The sequence below is a fragment of the Marinomonas sp. genome (assembly GCF_965225885.1).
GTDB lineage: Bacteria > Pseudomonadota > Gammaproteobacteria > Pseudomonadales > Marinomonadaceae > Marinomonas.
On the sequence record NZ_OZ245329.1, the window covers coordinates 1,403,767 to 1,425,095 of the forward strand.

Below are 21,329 nucleotides of genomic sequence, written 5' to 3' on the forward strand. Positions count from 1 at the left end.
ATGTCTTATCACGATGTTAAAGAAGCTTCACTGCATCCGCCTTTAAAGTGGGGAGCTTTTTTTGCTGCTCAAGCCTTTATATCGGTTGCTGCGGGTGCATTTGGTGCTCATGCGTTAACCGACATGCTAGATCAAAAAGCGTTAGGCTGGTGGCACACTGCAAGCCAATACCTTATGTATCATGCTTTAGCGGGTTTAGTAGTAGTTGCCTTGTCTGCTTATTTATCCTCAACGAAAATTATATTGTTGCTTCTTAGTGTTGGTAATATTTTATTTGCCGGTAGTTTATATGTCATGGCTTTAACGGGTTACACCATATTAGGAGCGGTTACGCCATTAGGCGGTTTATGCTACCTCATTGCTTGGGGGTTTTTAGTGTTGCACCTATGGCGTTCAGGTCGCCAAGAGTCCTAGGGAATAGCATCCTAGCTGTTAACAAACGCAGCTGACAAACGCAGCTGACAAAAGCAGGACATAAAATGCTTTTTCCGGTAGGATAGCGCCCCGCTAGTCTTACATAAAAGACATTATTGATTAATGACTGACCTAACCAAAGTTATTAAGGCTGCGTAGGCTCATCAAAATATAGAACACACTTAAGCGATATATAACCATGCAAGAGCAAGAAATAAATACTCTAGAACCTATCAAGAAACGCACCATTCGTAGTTTTGTGGTACGTGGTGGCCGCATGACGGAAGGCCAGCAAAAGAATTACGATGCCAACTGGGCCATATACGGTTTGGACCTTGGTGATGGTCGAATTGACTACACAACCGTGTTTGGTCGTGAATCAGATGTGGTGCTTGAGGTGGGGTTTGGCATGGGAGCTTCGCTTGTCGAAATGGCGAAAAATGCCCCAGAGAAAGATTTTATCGGTATTGAAGTACATCCACCGGGTGTTGCTAAACTGATGATGCTGGCAAAAGAAGAAGGCATTACAAATTTACGTGTTTACTGTGACGACGCGATTGAAGTCATGGCAAATTGCTTACCGCAAAACACAGCCAGCGCCTTTCAGTTGTTTTTCCCAGATCCTTGGCATAAGAAGAAACACAATAAACGCCGTATTGTTCAGCCTTTGTTTGCTCAGCAAGTGGCAAATGTATTAAAAGAAGGCGGACACTTTCATATGGCGACAGATTGGCAGCCTTATGCCGAGCACATGATGGAAGTCATGGAAGCTCAAGAAGGTTATCAAAATGCAGCAGGTAAAGGTTTGTATCATCCTCGTCCTGAATGGCGTCCACTGACCAAATTTGAACAACGCGGTGAGCGTTTAGGCCATGGTGTTTGGGATTTGATTTATACAAAACAAAGTCGCTAAGCGTTTTTACGTTCAGTTCAAAAATAGGTTTAGCAAAAAAAAAACGACTCAATGAGTCGCTTTTTTATTGATCAGATAAAGCTGAAATCAAAAATTATTTGATTTCTACACTTTCGCGGCTGTTGCCAGCATCAAAGTATTCTTGGAATACTTTTGGTGTGCGGCCACGGCCAGTCCATTCGTGAGTTTCGCCTGCTACGGTCAGACGGTATTTAGGTTCAACCGTTTTGCCTTTTGTTGCGCCAGCCTTTGGAGTCGTTAGCAATGCAACTTCTTCCATTGTTAGGCCGCTTTTAGCGATTAGGCTGGCAATTTCTTCAGCGCGAGCAGATTTTAGTGCTTGTTCTGCGTCACGAGCCGCTTCTTCTTCTTTCGCTTTTTCAAGCGCATTGTTGAAGCCTGCGATTAAGTTTTCAAGTTGAGCAACGCTTAGCTCTTTTGCTGCTGCGCGTGCTTTTGCTTTATTGCCTGCTAATTCTAGTAATAAACTCATTGGTGTCCCCTATTTATTTGTTAAGAACTGGTTGTTTCTTAATAACTAGTTGGTCCTGCACTTAAAAAGAGATCCATCTTTTATGCTCAGTGGTATGTGCTAAAATTAATAAATTTGAAACTTCCATATGATTGGAAAAGTATAAAACGCTTTTTTAGGCTGATAGTGAATCTGAACCAGATGAAAAAGTGTTTTATCTTATGCTAAAAATTCAATCATAATTCATACCATTAAAAAACATTGAATTGATATCAGTACATTGTGATGTAATTTTATACTATTTCAAGTTTGTGTGTCGATTTTAATAAAAAACAACCCAACATGCTAATAAAATTACGTGTTTAATCTGTTAGAAAAGTGTAAACAATAGGGTAATAAATGAATTCCATATCAGATAACTTAAGCTTAGAATTTTCTATATTAAAAAAGTACAGCCAAAATATTATTCAATTATTTGAAGAAGGAGCCACTGTTCCATTCATTGCTCGCTATAGAAAAGAAAATACAGGTGGCATGAGTGATATGGATTTGCGTTCTTTTTATGATAGATGGCAGTATTTAGTAGAATTAAAAAAACGTAAAGAAAGCATTCTTTCATTATTAGCTGATGATCCAAATGTCTCAGATGCTATAAGGGAAAAAATACAAAATGCCGTTTCTAAAAATGAGCTAGAGGATTTGTACTCGCCATTTAAGAAAACCCGTAAGACAAAAGCGGATGAGGCTAGAGAGCAAGGGCTTCAGCCTTTAGCCGCGTTAGTGTGGTCGGGCGAGCGTTCTGATACCTTGTCTGCAATTGAAGCGTGGTGCAAGCAACAGAATATTGTGATGTCAGCAGAAGCCGCTTTAGAGGGCGCAACTGAAATATTGAATGAGGCTATTGCGAACGACAGTGATGTTCTAAAAAAAGGCCGTGCAGTCTTGCTTAAAGACGGCCTTTTAAACAGTAGGGTTCTGCGCGGTAAAAAGGACGAAGGTGAGAAATTTCGTGATTACTTTGATTATCAAGAGGCGATAAATAAAGTACCTTCTCATCGTTTGCTTGCTCTCTTTCGAGGAAAAAAAGAGTCAATATTAAAATTGAGCGTTTCCCTGAAAAATGGAGAGAATTATCCTGATGAATTAATCTTGCCTCACCTTAATCAATTGCTTGATGCAAGCTTACCAGAATCCAATCGAGTAACGCCTTTGCAGCGTAAGTATTTAAATCTGGCCTGGGAAAACAAACTTCTGCCTAAACTGGAAACCGATGTTCTTTCTCAATTGAAAGATCGAGCAGAAGAAGGTGCTATTCAGGTTTTTGCTGATAATCTACAAGATTTATTAATGGCGGCACCTGCAGGAGCATATCGAGTATTGGGTGTTGATCCAGGTTTTCGTAATGGCGTTAAATTAGCGGTTATCGACGAGCAAGGTTCTTTGCTTGATCACGGTGTTATTTACCCTCATGGGCCTCAGAACCGCACGCAAGAAGCCAATACAACGCTTTCTAAGCTGATTCATCAACACCGTATTGGTTGGGTGGCGATTGGTAATGGTACAGCCTCACGAGAAACAGAAGCGCTGGTCAGAGAGCTTATTACCGAGTCGAATCTAGATTGTAAAGCCGTAGTGGTTAGTGAAGCGGGTGCCTCTGTATATTCTGCTTCACCAATAGCGATACAAGAATTTCCAGATTTAGATGTCACCATACGAGGCGCGGTGTCTATTGCCCGTCGCTTCCAGGATCCGCTCGCTGAATTAGTGAAAATTGATCCTCAGGCCATTGGGGTTGGCCAATATCAGCATGACGTCAAAGTTAGCTTATTGTCTAAGTCGCTTACAAACGTGGTAGAGGATTGCGTTAATCGCGTTGGCGTAGACATTAACCTCGCTTCGGTTTCATTGTTGTCCTATGTTTCTGGTTTAACCAATCGCTTAGCGCAAAATATTGTGGATTATCGTCAGCAGAAAGGACGTATTGAATCGAGAAGCGAGCTGTTAAAAATAAAAGGCATTGGTGATAAATGCTTCGAGCAATGCGCTGGATTTTTAAGAATACTTAATGGCAAAGAAGCCTTGGACCAATCTGGCGTACACCCTGAATCTTACCCTCTAGTGCAAAAAATGGCATCACAGCTAAAACTAAAAGCGAATGACTTGCTTAATAACAGTAGTGCTTTACAACAGCTAAAGTTGTTAGCGCCAAGCTTTGCCCAAGCAGGCGATTTTACCTATACCGATATTCTTAACGAGCTTGCCAAGCCCGGCCGAGATCCACGGCCAGAGTTCCGTTATGCGTCTTTTGACCATAGCGTCCAAAAACTTGAAGATGTGCAAGAAGGTATGACCCTAGAAGGCGTTGTGACTAACGTAGCAGCATTTGGAGCCTTTGTTGATTTGGGTGTGCATCAGGATGGATTGATTCATATCTCGCAATTGGCCGACCGATTTGTCAAAGACCCAAGAGATTTGGTGCGAGTGGGTCAAGTTGTTAATGTCACTGTGTTAGAAGTGGACGTGCAGCGTAAACGAATTGCCTTAAAAGCGAATGGTCTTTGATGCAATTCAATTGTCAGCCTAAAGGCGTGATCTACAAAAAACTATAATTAGTCGTCCCTGAATAATGGTGTCTCTTGCCTGAAACGCCATTATTCAGGGACGACCATCTAGAATCCACTAGTTCGACGGTGAGCCTGAACCACCGTTACCTTTGCCGCCATTGCTTCCTGTACCGTTACGATTACTTCCCATACCACCGCCATTCATTCCCATGTCACTAGACCAAGAAGGTAAAGAGACACCTTGTTCACGAGCTCGAATTAACATTTGGTCGTGGTGCAAGTCACGGAATTTCTCACGTTCTTGTTCTGTTTTTAATGCAAAATATTGCTGATGATATTGCAAGCGCTCTTGCTGGGTCATGAGTTGAGAACCATAAACTATCGACATGTCTTCGCGTTGGATTTGATCCTTGTCTTGAGTTCTGTCCCGATCTGCAGCAAAAATCGGATTGCTGGCCATCATAATGGATGCACCAGCAATAACTGATAGTAAAGTGAATTGCTTAAACATACGGATCTCCTTAAATAGGTAAAAAAACCGTGTCGCCTAAGCTTTGCCAGCGATACGACCGAAGACTCAATCTCGCGCATACTCCGCGGATCAATCCTTAGTTCCATCATAGAAGCTTGTTCCGACTAAGATCGTGCGCTACATCACATTAGATGAAATGAATGTAACTATTATTGTGTTTTGTATTGTCTGGTACTAATAACTGGAAAGATTAGTACTGAGAGTTTTTTAACACTCGTTCGCCATAGATACCATTTTTCGGAATTGGCTTGTAGCTAGAGTTAGCCGCGCGCATTACACGAATGCCTTCAGCGCCCGCATCACGGGCCGAAATAATGTCACCATCTGCATCACCATAATACATCTTGATGTCATTCTCTTTGATGTACTTGGTTTTTGTGTATTCAGTACGGCTTGATCCTGCAAAAATGACATCGTGCATATCTTTGATATCAAACGCCTTTTTCAAATATTCCGTGGTGAAGTTACAGTCAGAACCGGTACGACCTGTGATGAAATAAATGCTATCACCACGTTCTTGGTGCATCGCAATCAACTCTTTGGCAATATTCTTCGGCATACTGAATGCGTCCCAGCCACAGTTTGCTTTATCCCAAAAATCTTGATTCGATAGGTAAGAGTAACCATTTGGTGAAAATTCTTGCTGACCACGATAAAAAACTGGCGTGCTAAACAAGGTCGTATCATCGATATCAAAACCAACGGCAAAAGGCGCTTTGCCTTGCAGCTCTTTCTGAATATCCGCAACAGAAATCATCTTCACATCAGCTGGCATGCCCGCAGTGGTCATATCAATGGTGGAATAGCCTTTATGAGTACCAGGTGTTTTTGGATCCGCGTTAGCAGATAAACTAGCGACACAAGCCAGTACAAGCGTTATCGAGCGTAGAGTATGGCTCACAGTGTTCCCTATAGGTTTCATTGTTAATAACTTACGCATTTTATCGCTAAAATATATGACTTTCTATCAACTTGTTTTGGTTTAAACAGGAGCTTCAAATTTAATAAATACGTGTTTTTATAGAAAGTCACAGTGCTCTCTTAATGATAGGTATCTATTTTGAAACATCTTTTGTATAGTCTTAAAATAAACGTAAATTTGTTGGAAATTGGTTTTTATGATTATTTCAATGCGGTTTAGCAATTTTTATAGCTTTGCCCAAGAAGCATCGATTAACTTTGCTGTGGGGAAAAAGCCAATTCCATCTGGGTTTGATGTCAGCTTGCCTGACATTCGTTTAAACAAAGTGCTTGCTGTAGTTGGGGCAAACGGATCCGGTAAGACGCAATTTATAAAACCACTGGTCTTTTTAAGCTGGTTTGCCAGTTCGTCCTTTTTAAAAGGTGATCCTGATAGTGATGTTCCTTTTCAACCTCACCGTCTTCACCTTGAGGAAGACTCCATGGTTGAAGTCGATTTCTTATTAGACAATCAGACTTATAGGTATCGACTTGTATTTAATGATGAACGTATTCAATTCGAAGGTTTGTATGTAAAAACAAGCAGTCAGTTCAGTTACTTATTTAAGCGAGAAAAAAAGGGTGAGAAATTTTCTTTTAGAGAAAAGGGCTTTCCTTTCCCTGCAAATAAAGCGGAAACTCTTCGCGATAATGCGTCGCTTTTGTCTGCGGCCTATAGTTACGATATTTTAGAAGCTCGGCCATTTATTGATTTTTTTAAAAGTGTTGCAAGCAATGTAGCTTATATGGGGCGTAGAAATTTTCGATCTGAAGCCTTGTTTCATGCCGCAGAATCTTATGAGAAGTCACCAACGCTCAAAGCTCGTATGATCGAAGTAATGGGAATGTTTGATTTAGGGTTATCTAACGTGGAGATCAAAGCGTTTGAAGCGACTGACAAAGATGGCTCCACTGAACAACTTTATATGCCTATTGGCGTACATCAATCTCCTGATGGAAAAGAATTTTCCTTGCCATTTTTAGAAGAGTCGAGTGGTACGCAATCTGCTTTTGTTATGTTAGAGCGTCTGTTGACCGTGCTTGAAAACGGCGGTTGCGTTGTGATTGATGAAATCGATAATGACCTGCATCCTTACTTGATTCCTAAAATCATAGAATGGTTTCGCTTTGAGCATACTAATCCCCATCAAGCTCAACTTATCTTCACATGCCACACTCCAGAAGTGCTTAATAGACTGCAAAAACACCAGATTTATCTTTGTGAAAAACAGCAACAAATCTCAGATGTATGGCGTTTAGATGAGGTGGTTGGCGTACGAGCTGATGATAATCTCTATGCAAAATATATGGCTGGAGCACTTGGGGCGTTGCCAGAACTGTAAACTCTGCAATTAAAAGATGGCTAGCAAAGGAATGACATAATGGCCAAACGTAAACAGATTAGAAAAACAGTCAGCACATCGCTTCTAGTTGTAGGCGAAGGTGCTGATGATAAAGCTTTTATAGACCACATGAAGCGATTCTTTTGTCCGAGATCTTGTGGTCGAACTGCCAAAGTGGAAGCGGGCGATGGCGGCTCAGCAGGAAACATTATTCAAAATGCCATTCGTAGTTTTAAAGCTGCTGATTACGACAAGCGATATCTTGTTCTAGACTCGGATCTTCCTCCCACTAATACTGAAATGAAAAAAGCGCATCAAAATGGTTACAAGATCATACTTTGGTCACCACAATGCTTAGAAGGTGCATTATTAGATGTACTTGGAGAACGAGTGAACGACCATGAAACCAGTCAAGACCTTAAAAAGCGACTGCATCCACGACTTGATGGTAAACATACTGACATGAATGCTTATCAAACCCTTTTTCCAGAAGACACTTTAGCGGCCACGGAGAATGAATCTGTTGGGGCTGTTAAGAAAGTGTTGCTTGATAAATGATCAGTCACAAATTAAAGTGACCTTTTATTAGGTCGATTAAAGGTGCTTTAAAATGACTTCTAGAATCCTTTCCGACGTGGCTGCCAGCATTACAGAGTTTAAAGCCAACCCAATGAAAGTTGCCGCCAGCGCACACGGTAAGGCGGTTGCAGTATTAAATCGCAATGAACCTGCGTTTTACTGTGTCCCTGCCGAAGCGTATGAAGCCTTAATGGATAAATTGGAAGATATGGAACTGATCTCACTCGCGAAGGAACGCGCCAATGAAGAAAGTATCTCAGTCAGCATCGCTGACTTATAAACTCGAATTCAAAAAGAGCGCTCTGAAAGAATGGCAAAAACTTGGAGCCACGCTACAACAGCAATTCAAAAAGAAGTTAATCGAGCGTTTAGACCATCCACATGTTCCTGCTTCAAAACTTTCAGGCGCTGATAACCTCTACAAGATAAAATTACGCTAATCAGGTTATCGCCTTGTATACGAAGTACAAGACGATGTCGTTATTGTCACCGTGTTGGAGGTAGGAAAGCGGGAGCGTAATGAGGTTTATAAAAATGCTATTAAACGGGTTTAGATAGCGTAGCTGTCAGTGATTAACTACTTTCAACTTTTTTCTGCATCCTTATCAATCCCTTGGATTATAGTGCTGTTTTAAAAAATTAATCATACGGAGAATGAGGTTATGGATTTTAAAGAAAAAGTAATTGCTTTTATCGATATTATTGGCTTTAAAAATATTGTTGAAAACTCAGAAAAAGGAGAAGGGAAATCGCTTTCTGAAATACTTGAAATTCTTAATATTTTTAATACACCACGTAATACTGTCTGTGCATTAAGTGACGATGACTTGGATTTTGTTATAACTCAAATTTCTGATTGCGCAGTAATTTCAGCTGAACTCTCCGATTTAGGTATCGTTAACTTGATAGAACACTGTCACAGTGTGACATCGGGTCTTATGCTAGATCATGGAATAATGTGTCGTGGCTATATCACGATAGGTAATATTTACCATACTCCTACTCAGGTGGTCGGCACAGGTTATCAAAAGGCTTATTTAGGAGAAGGAAAAGTCATTATATTTCAACAATGCGATGAAAAAACTCCGTTTGTAGAAATAGGCCCTGAAGTACAAAAGCGTTTAGACGATATTCATGACCCATGTATCAAGAGTTACATTAAGTTAAATACGCATTCAGACGATGTTTATCAAGCCATTAACCCTTTTAGTTGCTTAACCCGTTTAGCAGACTCAAGCGAACATACAAAACAATTACATAGGGTTAAAGGGATAATATCTGGTCTTAAATTAAAGATAAGCACTATCTCTCCTGATGAAGACAAAAATGCATTTGCAAAGTCTAAGTATTATTATAGTTTTCTGAATGAGCAAAACCAAAAGTGTGATGAGCTAATAAGTAGAGAAGAAACCTTATCTCAGCCATTTCCCTCTCGAAAAATGGATGAGATTTATAACCCTAAATGAGTTTAAAACAAGTGTGACGCTTCATGTGAGGTAGGCGTCAGTTTCGAGTATGAAGCGTCACACGGTTTTCTGTCTGAGGCAAAGAGCCTGCTAAAAGCTTAGTTATTCTTCTTCAACCCCAAGTAGTTCTCTATCCCTTTGATCTGGTCTTCCGCGTGGTGGTTGACGTAGAGAACAGTGGTTTCTTTTCCTTCACAGATTTTCTCGATTAGGGCGAGGACAAGCTGGCGGTTCATGTCGTCTAGGCCAAGGCAGGGCTCGTCTAGGATTAAGAGTGGCGGGTGCTTCACCATGGCGCGGGCGATAAGTAATAAACGCTGATCGCCGTAGGAAAGTTTGTTAAATGGCTGGTCGGCGCGGTCTTCCATGCCTAGCAGTGCAAGCCATTGGTCGGCGCGGTCTTCCATGCCTAGCAGTGCAAGCCATTGGTCGGCGATTTTCTTCTGGTTATCGGTTGGTTTGCTGTACATGCCGATGCTGTCGTAGAAGCCAGAAATAATCACGTTTTTACAGCTGGTGCTGACGCGGTATTCCCATTGCAGTGCCGTGGAAACATAGCCGATAAATTGTTTGATCTGCCAGATGCTTTCGCCGTTCCCACGCTGGAATCCGAAGACAAAAATGTCGTTGGTGTAGCATTGTGGATGATCGCCAGTGATCAAATACAAGACGCAGGTTTTGCCGCTGCCATTGGGGCCGCTGAGTTGCCAATGTTGGCCTTGCTCTATGGTCCAATTCAGTCTATCGACAATGATCGTATCGCCGTATTGGATAGTCGCTTGGTTGAGTTTGACGAGCGGCTGACTTGGGTCGAGTGCTGGCAGTTTATTGGTTGGGTCGGCCTCTGGCACGCTTAGGTCGGTGGTTTTCAAATGCAGTAATTGGTAAAGCTCGTTGAAAGCGTTTTCGTCTTTTTTGTCTACCGTTAGTGCCAGCTCACCTTTGTCTACATAGGCGACATGAGTGATGAAGGTCGGCATTTCATCAAAGCGGTTGAGCACTAAGATCATAGGTGTGGCGTCTATGATGGAAGCCAGATGCGCTTGCAACATGGCTAGAGTGTCGACGTCTAAACCGTCGAACGGTTCGTCGAGTATTAATAAATCGGGTTTGCTAGATAAAGCGCGAATCAGCATGACTTTGCGTGTCTCGCCAGTAGATAGCTTACGAAAGGCGCGGTCGAGCAGTTTGGTCAAACCAAATTTTTCTACCAAGGCGTGGGCAAGCTCAGGGTCTTGGCAGTTTTCAAAAATCATTTCATGTACAGGCGTGCCGAGGGAAATTACGTCCATAATGTCGGCATCGTCTTTTTTAAGTTCTTTGGCAATCAGCTCCGCTTGGGCCTCAAAAGATACCAATCCCACATTTTTTGGCAGACCAGTGACTGTGCCACTTTCAATTTCCCCCACGCCAGCCAGCACAGCAGCCAAGGCCGATTTGCCCGCACCATTTGTGCCAGTGATGACCCAATGCTGGTTCGGTTCAATGGTCCAGTCGATCTCGCTTAGGGTAAAGCGATCATCAAAGTTCACTGTTACTTTGTTGAGGAGGATATTGTCTAAGCGGATGCTGTCCATGGTATTTCCTAATGTTTTGTTTAGAACCAGTAGAGACAAAAAAGCCGAGTTTTGAAACTCGGCTTCTTATAGGTAAATTACGATGTCATGAGCGAAGCCAAGACGAGGCAAAAATAGAGGAGAAAGCAGAGTTTATAAGTATAAATGAGCATTTCGAGTCTATTTTTAACAAAGTATTGGCGAGCGCAATAATCGTATTAAACGATTTTTTTCATGTCCGCCATGTGACCACGAAGTACTGCGCCAACCGCTTCTACTGGGTGAGAGCGAAGCGCTTTGTTTACTTCGATCAAGCGAGCGTTGTCTACGCCGTTGTCTTCTACAGAAAGACCTTTACCGATAACGTCGGTTTTGATGTCTTTCATGAAGTCAGCCAATAGTGGAACACATGCGTGGTTGTATAGGTAGCAACCGTATTCTGCTGTATCAGAGATTGTCGCGTTCATTTCGTACAATTTCTTACGAGCGATTGTGTTCGCGATTAGTGGCGTTTCGTGTAGAGACTCGTAGTAAGCCGATTCAGCAATGATGCCAGCAGCAGTCATAGTTTCGAAAGCAAGCTCAACGCCCGCTTTAACCATAGCAACCATCAAGATACCGTTGTCGAAGAATTCTTGTTCAGAAATTTCTACATCGCCAGCAGGTGTTTTCTCGAAGTTAGTTTCAGCTGTATCTGCACGCCATTGAAGAAGATTTTTATCATCGTTCGCCCAATCTTCCATCATAGTTTGAGAGAAGTGACCGCTGATGATGTCATCTTGGTGCTTGTTGTACAAAGGACGCATGATTACTTTTAGTTCTTCAGAAAGATCAAATGCTTTGATCTTAGCTGGGTTAGAAAGACGATCTAGCATGTTAGTTACGCCGCCGTATTTCAATGCTTCTGTGATGGTTTCCCAACCGTATTGGATCAAGCGAGATGCGTAACCAGCATCGATGCCTTCTTCAACCATTTTGTCGAAGCAAAGGATAGAACCAGTTTGCAACATACCACAAAGGATAGTTTGCTCACCCATAAGGTCGGATTTAACTTCCGCGATGAAAGAAGACATCAAAACGCCTGCTTTGTGACCGCCAGTACCAACTGCGTAAGCTTTCGCTAGTGCAAGACCTTCGCCTTTAGGATCGTTGTCTTCGTGAACCGCGATAAGTGTTGGAACACCGAAACCACGAACGTATTCAGCGCGAACTTCAGAACCTGGGCACTTAGGTGCAACCATGATTACAGTAAGGTCGTCACGGATCTGCATGCCTTCTTCTACGATGTTGAAACCGTGAGAGTAAGATAGGCAAGCGCCTTGCTTCATAAGAGGCATAACCGCTGTAACAACTGGAGTGTGCTGCTTATCAGGAGTAAGGTTCAATACAACATCAGCAGTCGGGATCAAATCTTCGTAAGTACCTACAACAAAACCGTTTTCAGTGGCGTTTTTCCAAGACTGACGTTTTTGAGCAATCGCTTCAGGACGCAATGCGTAAGAAACGTCTAGACCTGAATCACGTAGGTTCAAGCCTTGGTTAAGACCTTGTGCGCCACAACCGATAACAACGAGTTTTTTGCCTTTAAGCGCTTCTACGCCGTCTGCAAATTCAGAGCTGTCCATGAAGCGACATTTTGCTAATTGAGCTAGTTGCTCGCGTAGAGGCAAAGTATTGAAGTAATTAGCCATGATAAACACACCTTTTAAATTAATGTATCAGCGATAAAAACACGCGGATATTAAAAATGGATGACACAGTCGCCAAGCAATGATTTTCCTGACATTCTGCGAGTAGGGTTAATCTATCCTAGTAGAACCTTTTCGTAAATTGATATATTCGCAATATAGTATCCCATTTATTGCAATCATGATTTATGATGAGTAAACAGCAATTGGGTGCAGGCTTCATTATGAATATAAAAACGCTTAAGCAGTTTCTCGCCTTAGCGGAAACGTTGAATTTCGGACGCGCCAGTGACGAATGTCACATCAGTATTTCTGCCATGTCACGAAACATCCGACACTTAGAAGACGAGCTCGGCGTGGCTTTGTTTAACCGTGATAATCGCACTGTAGTATTAACCCAAGAAGGACAGAAATTTCTCAAGTACGCTCGCGATACCAGCCGACAATGGAATTTGATTCGTCATGAATTGACAGATAATTCCGACCAGCTTAGTGGTGAAATCAGTCTTTATGGATCAGTTACAGCGAGTTATAGTTTTTTGTATGAATTACTGCGTCGTTTTCGTATTGCTTATCCAGCGATTGAGATAAAGCTACGTACTGGCGATCCAGAGCATGCGATTGCGCATATTCTGGATGGCAAAGAAGACATTACTATTGCTGCCCGCCCAGCTAACTTGCCTCGTGGCTTAGCCTTTAAGCCAATCGCTATTTCGCCTTTGTTGTTTATTGCGCCACTTGAACAGCAAGTGCCGAATGTTCCAACCAACACGCCAACGTCGCCAGAGGAGTGGGCTAATATCCCAATGATTCTTTCTGAAGGCGGTGTATCTCGAACACGTATTGACGAATGGTTTCGTCAACTCGACATCGCGCCAAGGATTTATGCTCAAGTCACCGGTAATGAGGCGATTGTGAGCATGGTGAGTTTGGGTTTTGGGATTGGCGTGGTGCCAAAAATCGTCTTGGATAACAGCCCATTGGTGGATCGAATTAAGGTGCTGGATGTGCAGCCAGAGTTGGAGCCTTATGATATTGGCCTGTTTACACTCAAGAAAAGTTTGAAGAACCCATTGGTAGAAGCATTTTGGAGTTTGATGGAAGAGGAGGCTAAATAGCCTCCTCTTTTAAGTATTACAGTGTAACTATTTGGATATAGCTGGAGTATTACTTCCAACCACCTTGGTCCATTAGTTTAACCGCTTGACGGTTGTTTTCGCCCAACACGCTCAAAGACACTTGGTCGGCTTTGAACTCACCAAAAGTCGCTAAGCTTTTAGGTGGTGCCACGCCTTCAATCACTGCGTATTCGTTGTTCACGTTAGCGTACCATTCTTGGCTCTGCTTATTGGTTAAGAAATCGATTAATTGCTTAGCGTTGTCTGTGTTTTTAGACGAGGCCGTGATGCCGATGCCGCTGACATTCACGTGAGCGCCACGCTCGTTGTCGGCTTGGTTAGGCCAGAACATTTTTAGCTTGTCAAAAACGGCCCGTTCGTCTGCCTTGTCACTCAAACCTAAACGGCCAAAGTAATAGGTATTTGCTACCGCAATATCACAAAGCCCAGCGGCAGCTGCTTTTAACTGATCTCTATCGCCGCCTGCTGGTGGGCGAGCAAAATTCGCAACCAAGCCTTTAATCCACTCTAGCGTTTGCTTTTCGCCGTTTGCATCAATCATGGAAGCAACTAACGATTGGTTGTAGATGTTACTAGAAGAACGAATGCAAATTTTGCCTTTCCATTTTGGATCAGCTAGATCCTCGTAGGTTGATAAGTCTGCAGCGGAAACGTTATCCGGGTTATAAAAAATAATACGCGCTCGTTGAGACAAGCCGTACCAGTAGCCATCGCGGTCTTTTAGGTGCTCTGGCACAACTTTGTTTAGGTGGTCGGTTTCAAATGCCTGAAGCACGCCCGCTTCTTTTGCTCGATACAAACGTCCTGCGTCAACCGTAATGAATACATCGGCTGGGCTGGCGTCACCTTCTGATTGTAGTCGGCTTAATAACGCATCCGCGTTACCGGTAATTAGGTTTACTTTGACGTTATTTTCTTTTGCATAGATGTCTAGCAAAGGCGCGATAAGTGCTTCGCTGCGAGCAGAATAAACATTGACCTCGCCACTTGCATGAACAGATGCGCTGCTGAAAGCGAGTATTGAGGTTGCGCCAGCCAAGGTGAAGAGTGATGTTTTTGTTGTTAGACGTTTCATTGTGGGTTCCTATCTATAGTTTGAAATTGAAATTGCCAATGATTACTCTGCTATAGACAGATGGGAATGGAAATCGTTCCTATCCTTGGTGATTTTTTTTATTTTTTTTGTCTGTATGAAGCTTTGAGAAAAAGGGACTCTGATTGATGGGAAAGTTTAGCGATTCGTAATGAAAGGATAGGCTGGATAATGTCCATGCCTATCCTAAAAATGTTGCTGATTAAACTTTAAAAAAGTCGAGTTGCTTCTGCACATCGACACTGCTTTGAGCCATGTTTAACCCCGAGCGTGTCGCCATTTCAGCGCTTTGTTTCGTTAATTTCTGCACTGAGTGCATTTTATGGGCAATGTCTTCAGATACTTGTGTTTGCTCTTCAATGGATTGTGCGATTTGTTGCGCTTGTTCAGACACTCGCTCAATGCCTGACAGAATGTTGCTGGTTAGTTGGTTGGTCTCAGCCACGTGTTCTTTAGAGGATTCGACTAACCCCAAGCTAACTTCCATCCGATTGACGGCTTGGCCACTGGCCGTGCTAAGTTGTGCCAAGAGTGTTTCAATTTCATTTACGCTGTCTTGTGAGCGTTGCGCGAGGGTTCTCACTTCGTCGGCTACAACCGCAAAACCACGGCCTTGTTCGCCAGCACGAGCCGCTTCAATAGCAGCGTTTAGAGCAAGTAAATTGGTTTGCTCTGCGATGCTACGAATGACATCGAGAATGGTTTCAATGTTGCTTGTTTCTTGGCGAAGCTGAGTAACAACACTACCGGTTTCTTTCAATGATGTGACGAGCTGATTAATGGCTTCTAAAGTACTGTTTGCAGTGGTGAGACTCTGTTGTGCTACGCCACGAATATTGTTCGCAGCGTCAGCGGACTGTTGGGTGTTATCCGAAATGGTGCGATTATTGGCAGACATTTGGTCTAAGGCGACAACGACTTGGGTCGTGTCATCCATAATTTGTACCGAGAAATCTGCCACTTCTTGGTTAACTTTAAGCACAACTTGGCTGTTGTCGTTAACCTTATTGACCGAGCTTAAAACACCTGAAATAACAGAGCGTAGATTGTTCGCTGACGTATTGAGCGCATTACCAAGTTCTGCTATTTCATCGCTTCCTGACACTTTTACGGGTTTGTTTAGAAAGCCTTGTGCAATGTCTTGTGCCGCGTTACGAGCCGCCAAAATCCCGCGAACAATATTGTTGGAGATTAAATAGCTCAATGTAATGGAGATAACGAGCGCAACTAAGATAGAGGTCCAAAAACCTACTTCAATGTCTGATACAAGATCTTCTGTTTGTTGTTTGGCTTCTAATACTTCTGTATTTGTTTTGTTGGTAAGCTGAGTAAAGTAACTCATTAGATCATTGTAAGATTTAATAAATGCTGAAAATACGGGAAAGGGCGCTTTGTTATCCGCTGAGTTTTCCATGGCGCTGACGAAGGTTTTGGTTTTGCTTTGGAAGTCGCTGAGTAGTGTTTGAAGCTTTTTAGATTCTTCAGAATCGTTAGCAAGCCCTTGGTTTAATTCAGAGAGAAGTGTTGGCGTGACAGCGTAGCTTTTTTTGATACTTTCTAAATAACCTGGGATCTGTTTGTCGAGTGAAAGTAAATAGGCAATCTGTAAGCCTCGTACGTTGAGTACAATATTGACCTGAGCTTCTTTCACTCGTTCTAAATTGAGTGAGACATTATGGTTTTCTTCATAAAATCGATCAAAGCGATCTGCTAATTCATTGCTTTTGGTTTTGATTAAGCTTAATGCCACCAAAAATATAATGATGATGGATAAGATAAGCGTGATGAATTTGGCTTTGACGGATAGGTTATTCATGTCGGTTCCTTCAACGGTGATCAAGGTTTATCGCACTATTATGGTGTGTTTTCGTGCTTTAATACAGAGCATCGAAGAGAAATGTTTAAAAAATGTGAATTATTTTTTTCTGTTTAATTACTTATTTTATCCATTAGCAATAATTTGCCTTTTAATTGAAGGCGTAGGTTGATTTTGTCTACCTTTAAAATATCAATAAACATTCATATTTGGCTATTCCGTTCTTTTTATAAAAGTGGACAATAGAAGCCTTTCTTATTGTTCACATTTTCCTGCAGGTTATCATGATTTCAATTCCTTCGTCTGAGGATACCGCTTCTCGTCGTGTTCAATACTTGCGCGTTTTTGTGCTGGGTTTTAGCGCCTTTATTTTTAACACTACGGAATTTGTCCCCGTGGGATTGTTGTCAGATATTGCGCAAAGCTTTTCGATTCCGCCAGCTCAGGTGGGTTGGATGTTGACTGTTTATGCGTGGATTGTGGCGCTTATGTCGCTGCCAATGATGTTATTGACGCGTAAGCTAGAGCGTAAGATGTTATTGTTAGGTTTGTTTGCCTTGTTTATCGCCAGCCATATTTTGACGGTAGTGGCGTGGAATTTTACGACGTTATTGATTAGTCGTATCGGCATCGCTTTTGCCCATGCGGTGTTTTGGTCGATTACCGCTTCTATTGCGATTCGTGTTGCTCCACAAGGAAAACATACCTTTGCACTGAGTGTTCTCGCGACGGGAACTGGTTTGGCGATGGTGCTCGGTGTGCCTGCGGGTCGTATTATTGGTCAACTTTTGGGATGGCGTACGACATTTGCGGTGATTGCGATCATCGCGTTAATTATCATGTTAGCCATGTACCGTTTGTTGCCTAATTTGCCGAGTTTGTTTTCAGGTTCTCTTAGCAAGGTGCCAGAAGTACTTCGTAATAAAGTATTGCTAGGCATGTATTTGTTTATCTTCGTGATTTTCTCCGCTCATTACACGGCTTACAGTTACATAGAGCCTTTCTTAAAAGAGGTTGGTTCAGCCAGTGGTCAATTCACTACGTTAGTCTTATTGCTGTTTGGTATGGCTGGGATTGTCGGAAGTGTGCTGTTTAGCTACTTTGGTGAAAAAGCGAATACCTTGATGTTGATTTCCAGTGTCGTCATCGCATCTTTGTGTATGAGTGTTTTATATTTTGTCGCACCAAGTGGTGCGCTACTTATTACCAGTGTTTTGCTGTGGGGTGCATCGCTGATGATTATCGGCTTGAGCATGCAGATTCGAGTGCTGAAAGTGGATGATACGGCCGCTGATATTATTATGTCCTTGTATTCAGGCATTATTAATTTGGGGATTGGTGCGGGTGCTCTTATTGGTAATCAGGTTATTCAATTTGTCGGCTTGGGCAGTGTTGGTTTTACTGGTGCTATTTTAGGCGTTTGTGCGCTTGCGGTAATTTTGATGTTACTAAAGCGTGTTGGTAAAACCACTGTCTAAGTGTTGTTCGCTGCGATTCGCTGATGTTGCTAAGAGGTGATGTCATTAATGTGAGTGCTTCGGTCTCGGCCGCGGTTCTTGGAGTAATACAGCGCGGTGTCCGCTTGTTTTATTAATGTGTCGGTGTTGGTGGTGGTATTTTTTAGTTTTGTCACTATGCCAACACTGATCGTTATGGCATGAAAAACCTTATTGGTTCGATGTTCTATGTTGGCAAGGCTTATGGCTTGTTTCATGTTATGTGCGATTAATTTGGCTTGAGCTGCGTCTTTATTTGCCAGAATCACGACAAACTCTTCTCCTCCATAGCGAGCGATCAAATCCGTTTCTTCATGAAGAACACTTTCCAATACCGACGCAATTTTTTGCAGTGCTTTGTCTCCACTAATATGGCCATAAGTATCGTTGTATTGTTTAAAGTAGTCGACATCAATGAGTAAAATGGAAAAATCATATTGCCCATTTTTCTGGGGAGAAAGTTCTTCAGCTAAGCGCAAATCAAAGGCTCGTCGGTTGGCAATATTCGTCAAACTGTCGGTGAGTGATAATGCTTCTAAGCGTTGAGTTTGTGCGTCGATGGTTTCTGAAAACTCATCAAAGGCTTTAAACAACTCGTCAATTTCATCCATATTAGACGGCGAGTCATTTGAATCTGTTGTCATTTGGTGGATTTTTTGGGTTAATTTTCTTAATCGTTTAATGGCATGGGAGTACAAGGCTAACGTGGCTATGACCATTCCAGCCAACAACAAAAAGCCACTGATAAACCAGATTTTCTGGCTTTGCATATCCTGTGACAGTCTCTCTGTCTTGCTATGAAGGCTGGTATGCTCATTTAATGATAGTTGGTTAGTGATATTACTATAGTCATTGATCATGTTACGAATAAAGTGTTCTCGCCCCCTTACTCGTCCTGTAATGCGTAAGTAATTGGCTTGCTGTTCTGTGAGATTTTCGGGAACCGACAAAATGTTTTCTAGGCTAATATTAATGGATTGGATGGTTTCTTTGGTGGCGCCGGAAAGGGTAATAGCCATGTCGTTTAATATTTTTAGCTCTCGTTCAAGAGCGCGGTGGATTTCTTGTAAGTCGCTTAACCGTTCTGTGGTTTCTATGCGATAAGCGAGTCCAATAATTTCCAGAAAGGCGGTTTTCCACTGGATTATTTGTTCTTTCTCAGAGGCTTTTACTTGTTTGCTGCGGTCTACTTCCGCGCTGAGTTTTTTAAGTTCCCATAGACGGTTCAAATCATTTTTAATTTGATAGTTTAGATCGAGTTTTTGGTCAATAAGAAGGTTGATATCTTGAGTTTCTCCTTGAATAGCTTTGAGCAGTAACAGCTCGGTTTTGTCTCTATTGTGTGTTTCTTCAGAGGACTCATCGAGTTTTTTGGCAACTTCTAATTCGGCAATTCTTCTCTCGGCGGCGGTAGTTGCTGACGTCAAGGATTCTAGCGCTGACAGTAATTCACTGGACTTTAACGCACTTCGTGTGGCGCGGTTCATGGCAGGAATGGTGTTGATGGTTAAATCGTTCAACATCGACTGAGTTTGCTCCAGACGGTTTTGTAACACGTAACCAACCGAAATGAACAAAAACAGAACGATAACCAGTAATATGCCAAGCTGTTTACCTAAGCTTAATCGTCGAGCCTTATGTATTTTAGGGATCGGAAAAAAAGTGGTTGGGTCTACTTTGCTCATAATGCTGGGGATACGTCTTTTAAGCGGCCATCTACTTTAGGCTCAATGACTTTTTGTTGCTGGATTTCTACGTTCATAATGTCTGATAAGGTTAAGCTGGAAATTTGTGAATAGCTTAATATTTTGCTGCCTTGAAGCATGGTAAAGCCGTCACCACCTTTTAATAAATAATCCAGCGTAGCCACCTTGTAGGTTTGGTTAGGGTTTAATGGTTTGTCGTCGAAAGTGATGGACAGTAAACGCCTTCCAACGGGCCGAGTCGAATCATAGGTGACCTTGATTCCAGCAACTTGTAAGAATTGTCCGCTTTGTTGTTCTAATCGGTTTAGTCCGTGTTCAAGTGCGTCGGTGATTTGCTGACCTGTTGCTTCTATGAGCTTAATTGTATTTCTGTAAGGCAGCATTAAGCGGATGTCTTTTATGGTTAATGACGATCCTTTACTAATTGGTTGGTCGCCACGGAACGTTCCACTATTGATCAGCGTGATTTGGGCGCCGGTAAAGTTTTTAAAGGTATCCGCTACCAAGTTCGCAAAGCTATTTTCGGAGGTCCGCAATGACTTTCTGTCTAAATCGATTAGTGCATTGGTTTTGCCGATGACTTCGCTCAATAAGGTATTCAGTCTGTTGTCATATTGTTCTTCTTGCGCTAGAACTCGTGGTTTTGGTTGTAGCGTCGCCAAGTCTATTTTTGTTGTTTGGTTAATAAGGTTTTTTCTTGAGGAGTCTTCTTGCCAAGTAAGCTGGATGACGGCCACTTCTGCTTCTTCGGCGATGACAATATTGTTTGGATGCTTGTCAGTTTTATCATCTGGGCTTGAGTGAAAGTGCTGATCTTTAAAAAGGGCAAGATCAATTACTCCTTCCTTCAATAGTTGGTTTATCAGTGGGGAATAAGTGGAATAATGTAACACTACTAAATCGACGTGTTGTTCTCTTAGTTGATTCGCTGTGGTTCTAATTGCGACTTCCGGTGGTGTTACCTTTAGTCTTTTGGTTGGGTATTTTTCTAGAATAATGGGGTCAAGTACTGACATAAACCCCAGGGTCACCTGACCTTGTTGGAGTAACGTATGGGTTTTAATGCCATCAGGAGATTGTTTGCTAATCGGGTCGAATAGGTTACTCGATACAATAGGAAATGCTGCTTCGTATGTGCGTAAGATTAATTCGTCTTCCTCATAACTGAGCTCTCGCTTTGAAACGCCCATGGCGTTAGGTTCAAGACTATTCAGAACGTCAATGATATGAGCGCCTCGGTCCATGGATGAGAGCATGCTCGGCCCTAAGCTTTCTCCGCCGAAAATGAAGAAGGTACTCGGATTTTTGTCTCGGTATTGGTCAATGAGAGTCGCTAATTGGGCGTAGCTGCCTGAGTTTGAGTCATTGATCTTGGGCATTTCTGCATCATAAATGATGGTGGCTTGTTTTTGAGCAAAAGCATTATTGCCAGTGACTAGCACTAAGGCAAAGAATAACGCCAACATGGTTCGATAATGCATTTGAACATAGTCCATTTTTTAGAGTGCTTGGTCGAATGAATGAAGCGCGGCCTTCATATTTGCTAGTGATAGCGATTAGCAACATTTCTTAATTTTGAATATAGCGGGTTT

Annotated in this window: 18 protein-coding genes and 1 pseudogene; 10 read left to right on the forward strand and 9 right to left on the reverse strand. The window is 42.3% G+C overall.

The genetic code is table 11. The annotated features are described in order from the left end of the window. Together ACO05V_RS06595 and trmB are read left to right on the forward strand one after the other, a co-directional pair. The gene (locus tag ACO05V_RS06595) at window positions 1-414 is read left to right on the forward strand and encodes a DUF423 domain-containing protein (protein WP_421848710.1); all 414 of its coding nucleotides are present in this window, start codon (window positions 1-3) and stop codon (window positions 412-414) included. Window positions 415-613: 199 nt separating this feature from the next. After that, a complete protein-coding gene (trmB, locus tag ACO05V_RS06600) occupies window positions 614-1,327 on the forward strand; it encodes a tRNA (guanosine(46)-N7)-methyltransferase TrmB (protein ID WP_421848712.1) in 714 nt (237 codons plus the stop codon). A gap of 94 nt (window positions 1,328-1,421) precedes the next feature. Here trmB and ACO05V_RS06605 read toward each other — a convergent pair whose 3' ends face one another. Continuing rightward, on the reverse strand, window positions 1,422-1,820 hold the full coding sequence (locus tag ACO05V_RS06605; RefSeq protein WP_421848714.1) for an H-NS family nucleoid-associated regulatory protein: 399 nt from the start codon (window positions 1,818-1,820) through the stop codon (window positions 1,422-1,424). A gap of 378 nt (window positions 1,821-2,198) precedes the next feature. Here ACO05V_RS06605 and ACO05V_RS06610 point away from each other — a divergent pair, with 378 nt between their 5' ends. Next, window positions 2,199-4,361 carry a Tex family protein gene (locus tag ACO05V_RS06610; protein WP_421848716.1) on the forward strand — a complete coding sequence of 721 codons (2,163 nt, stop codon included), beginning with the start codon at window positions 2,199-2,201 and terminating at the stop codon, window positions 4,359-4,361. A gap of 117 nt (window positions 4,362-4,478) precedes the next feature. Here ACO05V_RS06610 and ACO05V_RS06615 read toward each other — a convergent pair whose 3' ends face one another. Together ACO05V_RS06615 and aphA are read right to left on the reverse strand one after the other, a co-directional pair. Further along, window positions 4,479-4,874 (reverse strand): hypothetical protein, encoded by a 396-nt coding sequence (locus ACO05V_RS06615; protein WP_421848718.1) that lies wholly within the window; start codon window positions 4,872-4,874, stop codon window positions 4,479-4,481. Window positions 4,875-5,085: 211 nt separating this feature from the next. Continuing rightward, on the reverse strand, window positions 5,086-5,796 hold the full coding sequence (gene aphA / locus ACO05V_RS06620; RefSeq protein WP_421848720.1) for an acid phosphatase AphA: 711 nt from the start codon (window positions 5,794-5,796) through the stop codon (window positions 5,086-5,088). A gap of 217 nt (window positions 5,797-6,013) precedes the next feature. On the opposite strand from aphA, the gene ACO05V_RS06625 reads away from it, so the two are divergent. The 5 genes and pseudogenes from ACO05V_RS06625 (at window position 6,014) to ACO05V_RS06645 (ending at window position 9,243) form a co-directional block, all read left to right on the forward strand. Continuing rightward, on the forward strand, window positions 6,014-7,198 hold the full coding sequence (locus ACO05V_RS06625) for an AAA family ATPase (RefSeq protein WP_421848722.1): 1,185 nt from the start codon (window positions 6,014-6,016) through the stop codon (window positions 7,196-7,198). A gap of 39 nt (window positions 7,199-7,237) precedes the next feature. Then, a complete protein-coding gene (locus ACO05V_RS06630; RefSeq protein ID WP_421848724.1) occupies window positions 7,238-7,756 on the forward strand; it encodes a hypothetical protein in 519 nt (172 codons plus the stop codon). Window positions 7,757-7,808: 52 nt separating this feature from the next. After that, window positions 7,809-8,057 carry a type II toxin-antitoxin system Phd/YefM family antitoxin gene (locus ACO05V_RS06635; RefSeq protein ID WP_421848726.1) on the forward strand — a complete coding sequence of 83 codons (249 nt, stop codon included), beginning with the start codon at window positions 7,809-7,811 and terminating at the stop codon, window positions 8,055-8,057. Continuing rightward, a pseudogene (locus ACO05V_RS06640) lies at window positions 8,047-8,331 on the forward strand (type II toxin-antitoxin system RelE family toxin). The gene ACO05V_RS06635 and the pseudogene ACO05V_RS06640 overlap by 11 nt, the downstream one beginning before the upstream one ends. A gap of 108 nt (window positions 8,332-8,439) precedes the next feature. After that, window positions 8,440-9,243, forward strand: a complete 804-nt coding sequence (locus ACO05V_RS06645; RefSeq protein ID WP_421848728.1) for a hypothetical protein — start codon at window positions 8,440-8,442, stop codon at window positions 9,241-9,243. A 98-nt stretch (window positions 9,244-9,341) separates the two neighbouring features. Here ACO05V_RS06645 and ACO05V_RS06650 read toward each other — a convergent pair whose 3' ends face one another. Together ACO05V_RS06650 and ilvC are read right to left on the reverse strand one after the other, a co-directional pair. Beyond that, window positions 9,342-10,820 (reverse strand): ATP-binding cassette domain-containing protein, encoded by a 1,479-nt coding sequence (locus ACO05V_RS06650; RefSeq protein ID WP_421848730.1) that lies wholly within the window; start codon window positions 10,818-10,820, stop codon window positions 9,342-9,344. 197 nt (window positions 10,821-11,017) lie between these two features. Then, window positions 11,018-12,490: a ketol-acid reductoisomerase gene (gene ilvC, locus ACO05V_RS06655; RefSeq protein WP_421848732.1), complete on the reverse strand. Its 1,473-nt coding sequence runs from the start codon at window positions 12,488-12,490 to the stop codon at window positions 11,018-11,020. 221 nt (window positions 12,491-12,711) lie between these two features. On the opposite strand from ilvC, the gene ilvY reads away from it, so the two are divergent. Further along, complete coding sequence (gene ilvY, locus ACO05V_RS06660; protein ID WP_114411251.1) at window positions 12,712-13,605, forward strand: HTH-type transcriptional activator IlvY; 894 nt, start codon at window positions 12,712-12,714, stop codon at window positions 13,603-13,605. Between the two features lie 49 nt (window positions 13,606-13,654). Here the strand turns inward: ilvY and ACO05V_RS06665 are convergent, their stop codons facing one another. Together ACO05V_RS06665 and ACO05V_RS06670 are read right to left on the reverse strand one after the other, a co-directional pair. Next, window positions 13,655-14,701: a Fe(3+) ABC transporter substrate-binding protein gene (locus ACO05V_RS06665; RefSeq protein ID WP_421848734.1), complete on the reverse strand. Its 1,047-nt coding sequence runs from the start codon at window positions 14,699-14,701 to the stop codon at window positions 13,655-13,657. A 220-nt stretch (window positions 14,702-14,921) separates the two neighbouring features. Further along, entirely contained in the window at window positions 14,922-16,535 is a 1,614-nt protein-coding gene (locus ACO05V_RS06670; RefSeq protein ID WP_421848736.1) for a methyl-accepting chemotaxis protein, read from the reverse strand. Window positions 16,536-16,819: 284 nt separating this feature from the next. On the opposite strand from ACO05V_RS06670, the gene ACO05V_RS06675 reads away from it, so the two are divergent. Further along, on the forward strand, window positions 16,820-18,013 hold the full coding sequence (locus tag ACO05V_RS06675) for a sugar transporter (protein WP_421848738.1): 1,194 nt from the start codon (window positions 16,820-16,822) through the stop codon (window positions 18,011-18,013). Between the two features lie 29 nt (window positions 18,014-18,042). Here the strand turns inward: ACO05V_RS06675 and ACO05V_RS06680 are convergent, their stop codons facing one another. Together ACO05V_RS06680 and ACO05V_RS06685 are read right to left on the reverse strand one after the other, a co-directional pair. Beyond that, a complete protein-coding gene (locus ACO05V_RS06680) occupies window positions 18,043-19,716 on the reverse strand; it encodes a diguanylate cyclase domain-containing protein (protein WP_421848740.1) in 1,674 nt (557 codons plus the stop codon). Then, entirely contained in the window at window positions 19,713-21,218 is a 1,506-nt protein-coding gene (locus ACO05V_RS06685) for a bifunctional metallophosphatase/5'-nucleotidase (RefSeq protein WP_421848742.1), read from the reverse strand. The genes ACO05V_RS06680 and ACO05V_RS06685 overlap by 4 nt, the downstream gene beginning before the upstream one ends. Between the last annotated feature and the right edge of the window lie 111 nt (window positions 21,219-21,329).

Bases quoted from the DNA above. Each gene is read 5' to 3' on its own strand.
- ACO05V_RS06605 (WP_421848714.1), bottom strand. From the start codon at position 1,820: ATGAGTTTATTACTAGAATTAGCAGGCAATAAAGCAAAAGCACGCGCA.
- trmB (WP_421848712.1), top strand. From the start codon at position 614: ATGCAAGAGCAAGAAATAAATACTCTAGAACCTATCAAGAAACGCACC.
- ACO05V_RS06615 (WP_421848718.1), bottom strand. From the start codon at position 4,874: ATGTTTAAGCAATTCACTTTACTATCAGTTATTGCTGGTGCATCCATT.
- ilvC (WP_421848732.1), bottom strand. From the start codon at position 12,490: ATGGCTAATTACTTCAATACTTTGCCTCTACGCGAGCAACTAGCTCAA.
- ACO05V_RS06680 (WP_421848740.1), bottom strand. From the start codon at position 19,716: ATGAGCAAAGTAGACCCAACCACTTTTTTTCCGATCCCTAAAATACAT.
- ACO05V_RS06610 (WP_421848716.1), top strand. From the start codon at position 2,199: ATGAATTCCATATCAGATAACTTAAGCTTAGAATTTTCTATATTAAAA.
- ACO05V_RS06675 (WP_421848738.1), top strand. From the start codon at position 16,820: ATGATTTCAATTCCTTCGTCTGAGGATACCGCTTCTCGTCGTGTTCAA.
- ACO05V_RS06630 (WP_421848724.1), top strand. From the start codon at position 7,238: ATGGCCAAACGTAAACAGATTAGAAAAACAGTCAGCACATCGCTTCTA.
- ACO05V_RS06645 (WP_421848728.1), top strand. From the start codon at position 8,440: ATGGATTTTAAAGAAAAAGTAATTGCTTTTATCGATATTATTGGCTTT.
- ACO05V_RS06635 (WP_421848726.1), top strand. From the start codon at position 7,809: ATGACTTCTAGAATCCTTTCCGACGTGGCTGCCAGCATTACAGAGTTT.
- ACO05V_RS06595 (WP_421848710.1), top strand. From the start codon at position 1: ATGTCTTATCACGATGTTAAAGAAGCTTCACTGCATCCGCCTTTAAAG.
- ACO05V_RS06665 (WP_421848734.1), bottom strand. From the start codon at position 14,701: ATGAAACGTCTAACAACAAAAACATCACTCTTCACCTTGGCTGGCGCA.
- ACO05V_RS06685 (WP_421848742.1), bottom strand. From the start codon at position 21,218: ATGCATTATCGAACCATGTTGGCGTTATTCTTTGCCTTAGTGCTAGTC.
- ACO05V_RS06650 (WP_421848730.1), bottom strand. From the start codon at position 10,820: ATGGACAGCATCCGCTTAGACAATATCCTCCTCAACAAAGTAACAGTG.
- ACO05V_RS06670 (WP_421848736.1), bottom strand. From the start codon at position 16,535: ATGAATAACCTATCCGTCAAAGCCAAATTCATCACGCTTATCTTATCC.
- ilvY (WP_114411251.1), top strand. From the start codon at position 12,712: ATGAATATAAAAACGCTTAAGCAGTTTCTCGCCTTAGCGGAAACGTTG.
- ACO05V_RS06625 (WP_421848722.1), top strand. From the start codon at position 6,014: ATGATTATTTCAATGCGGTTTAGCAATTTTTATAGCTTTGCCCAAGAA.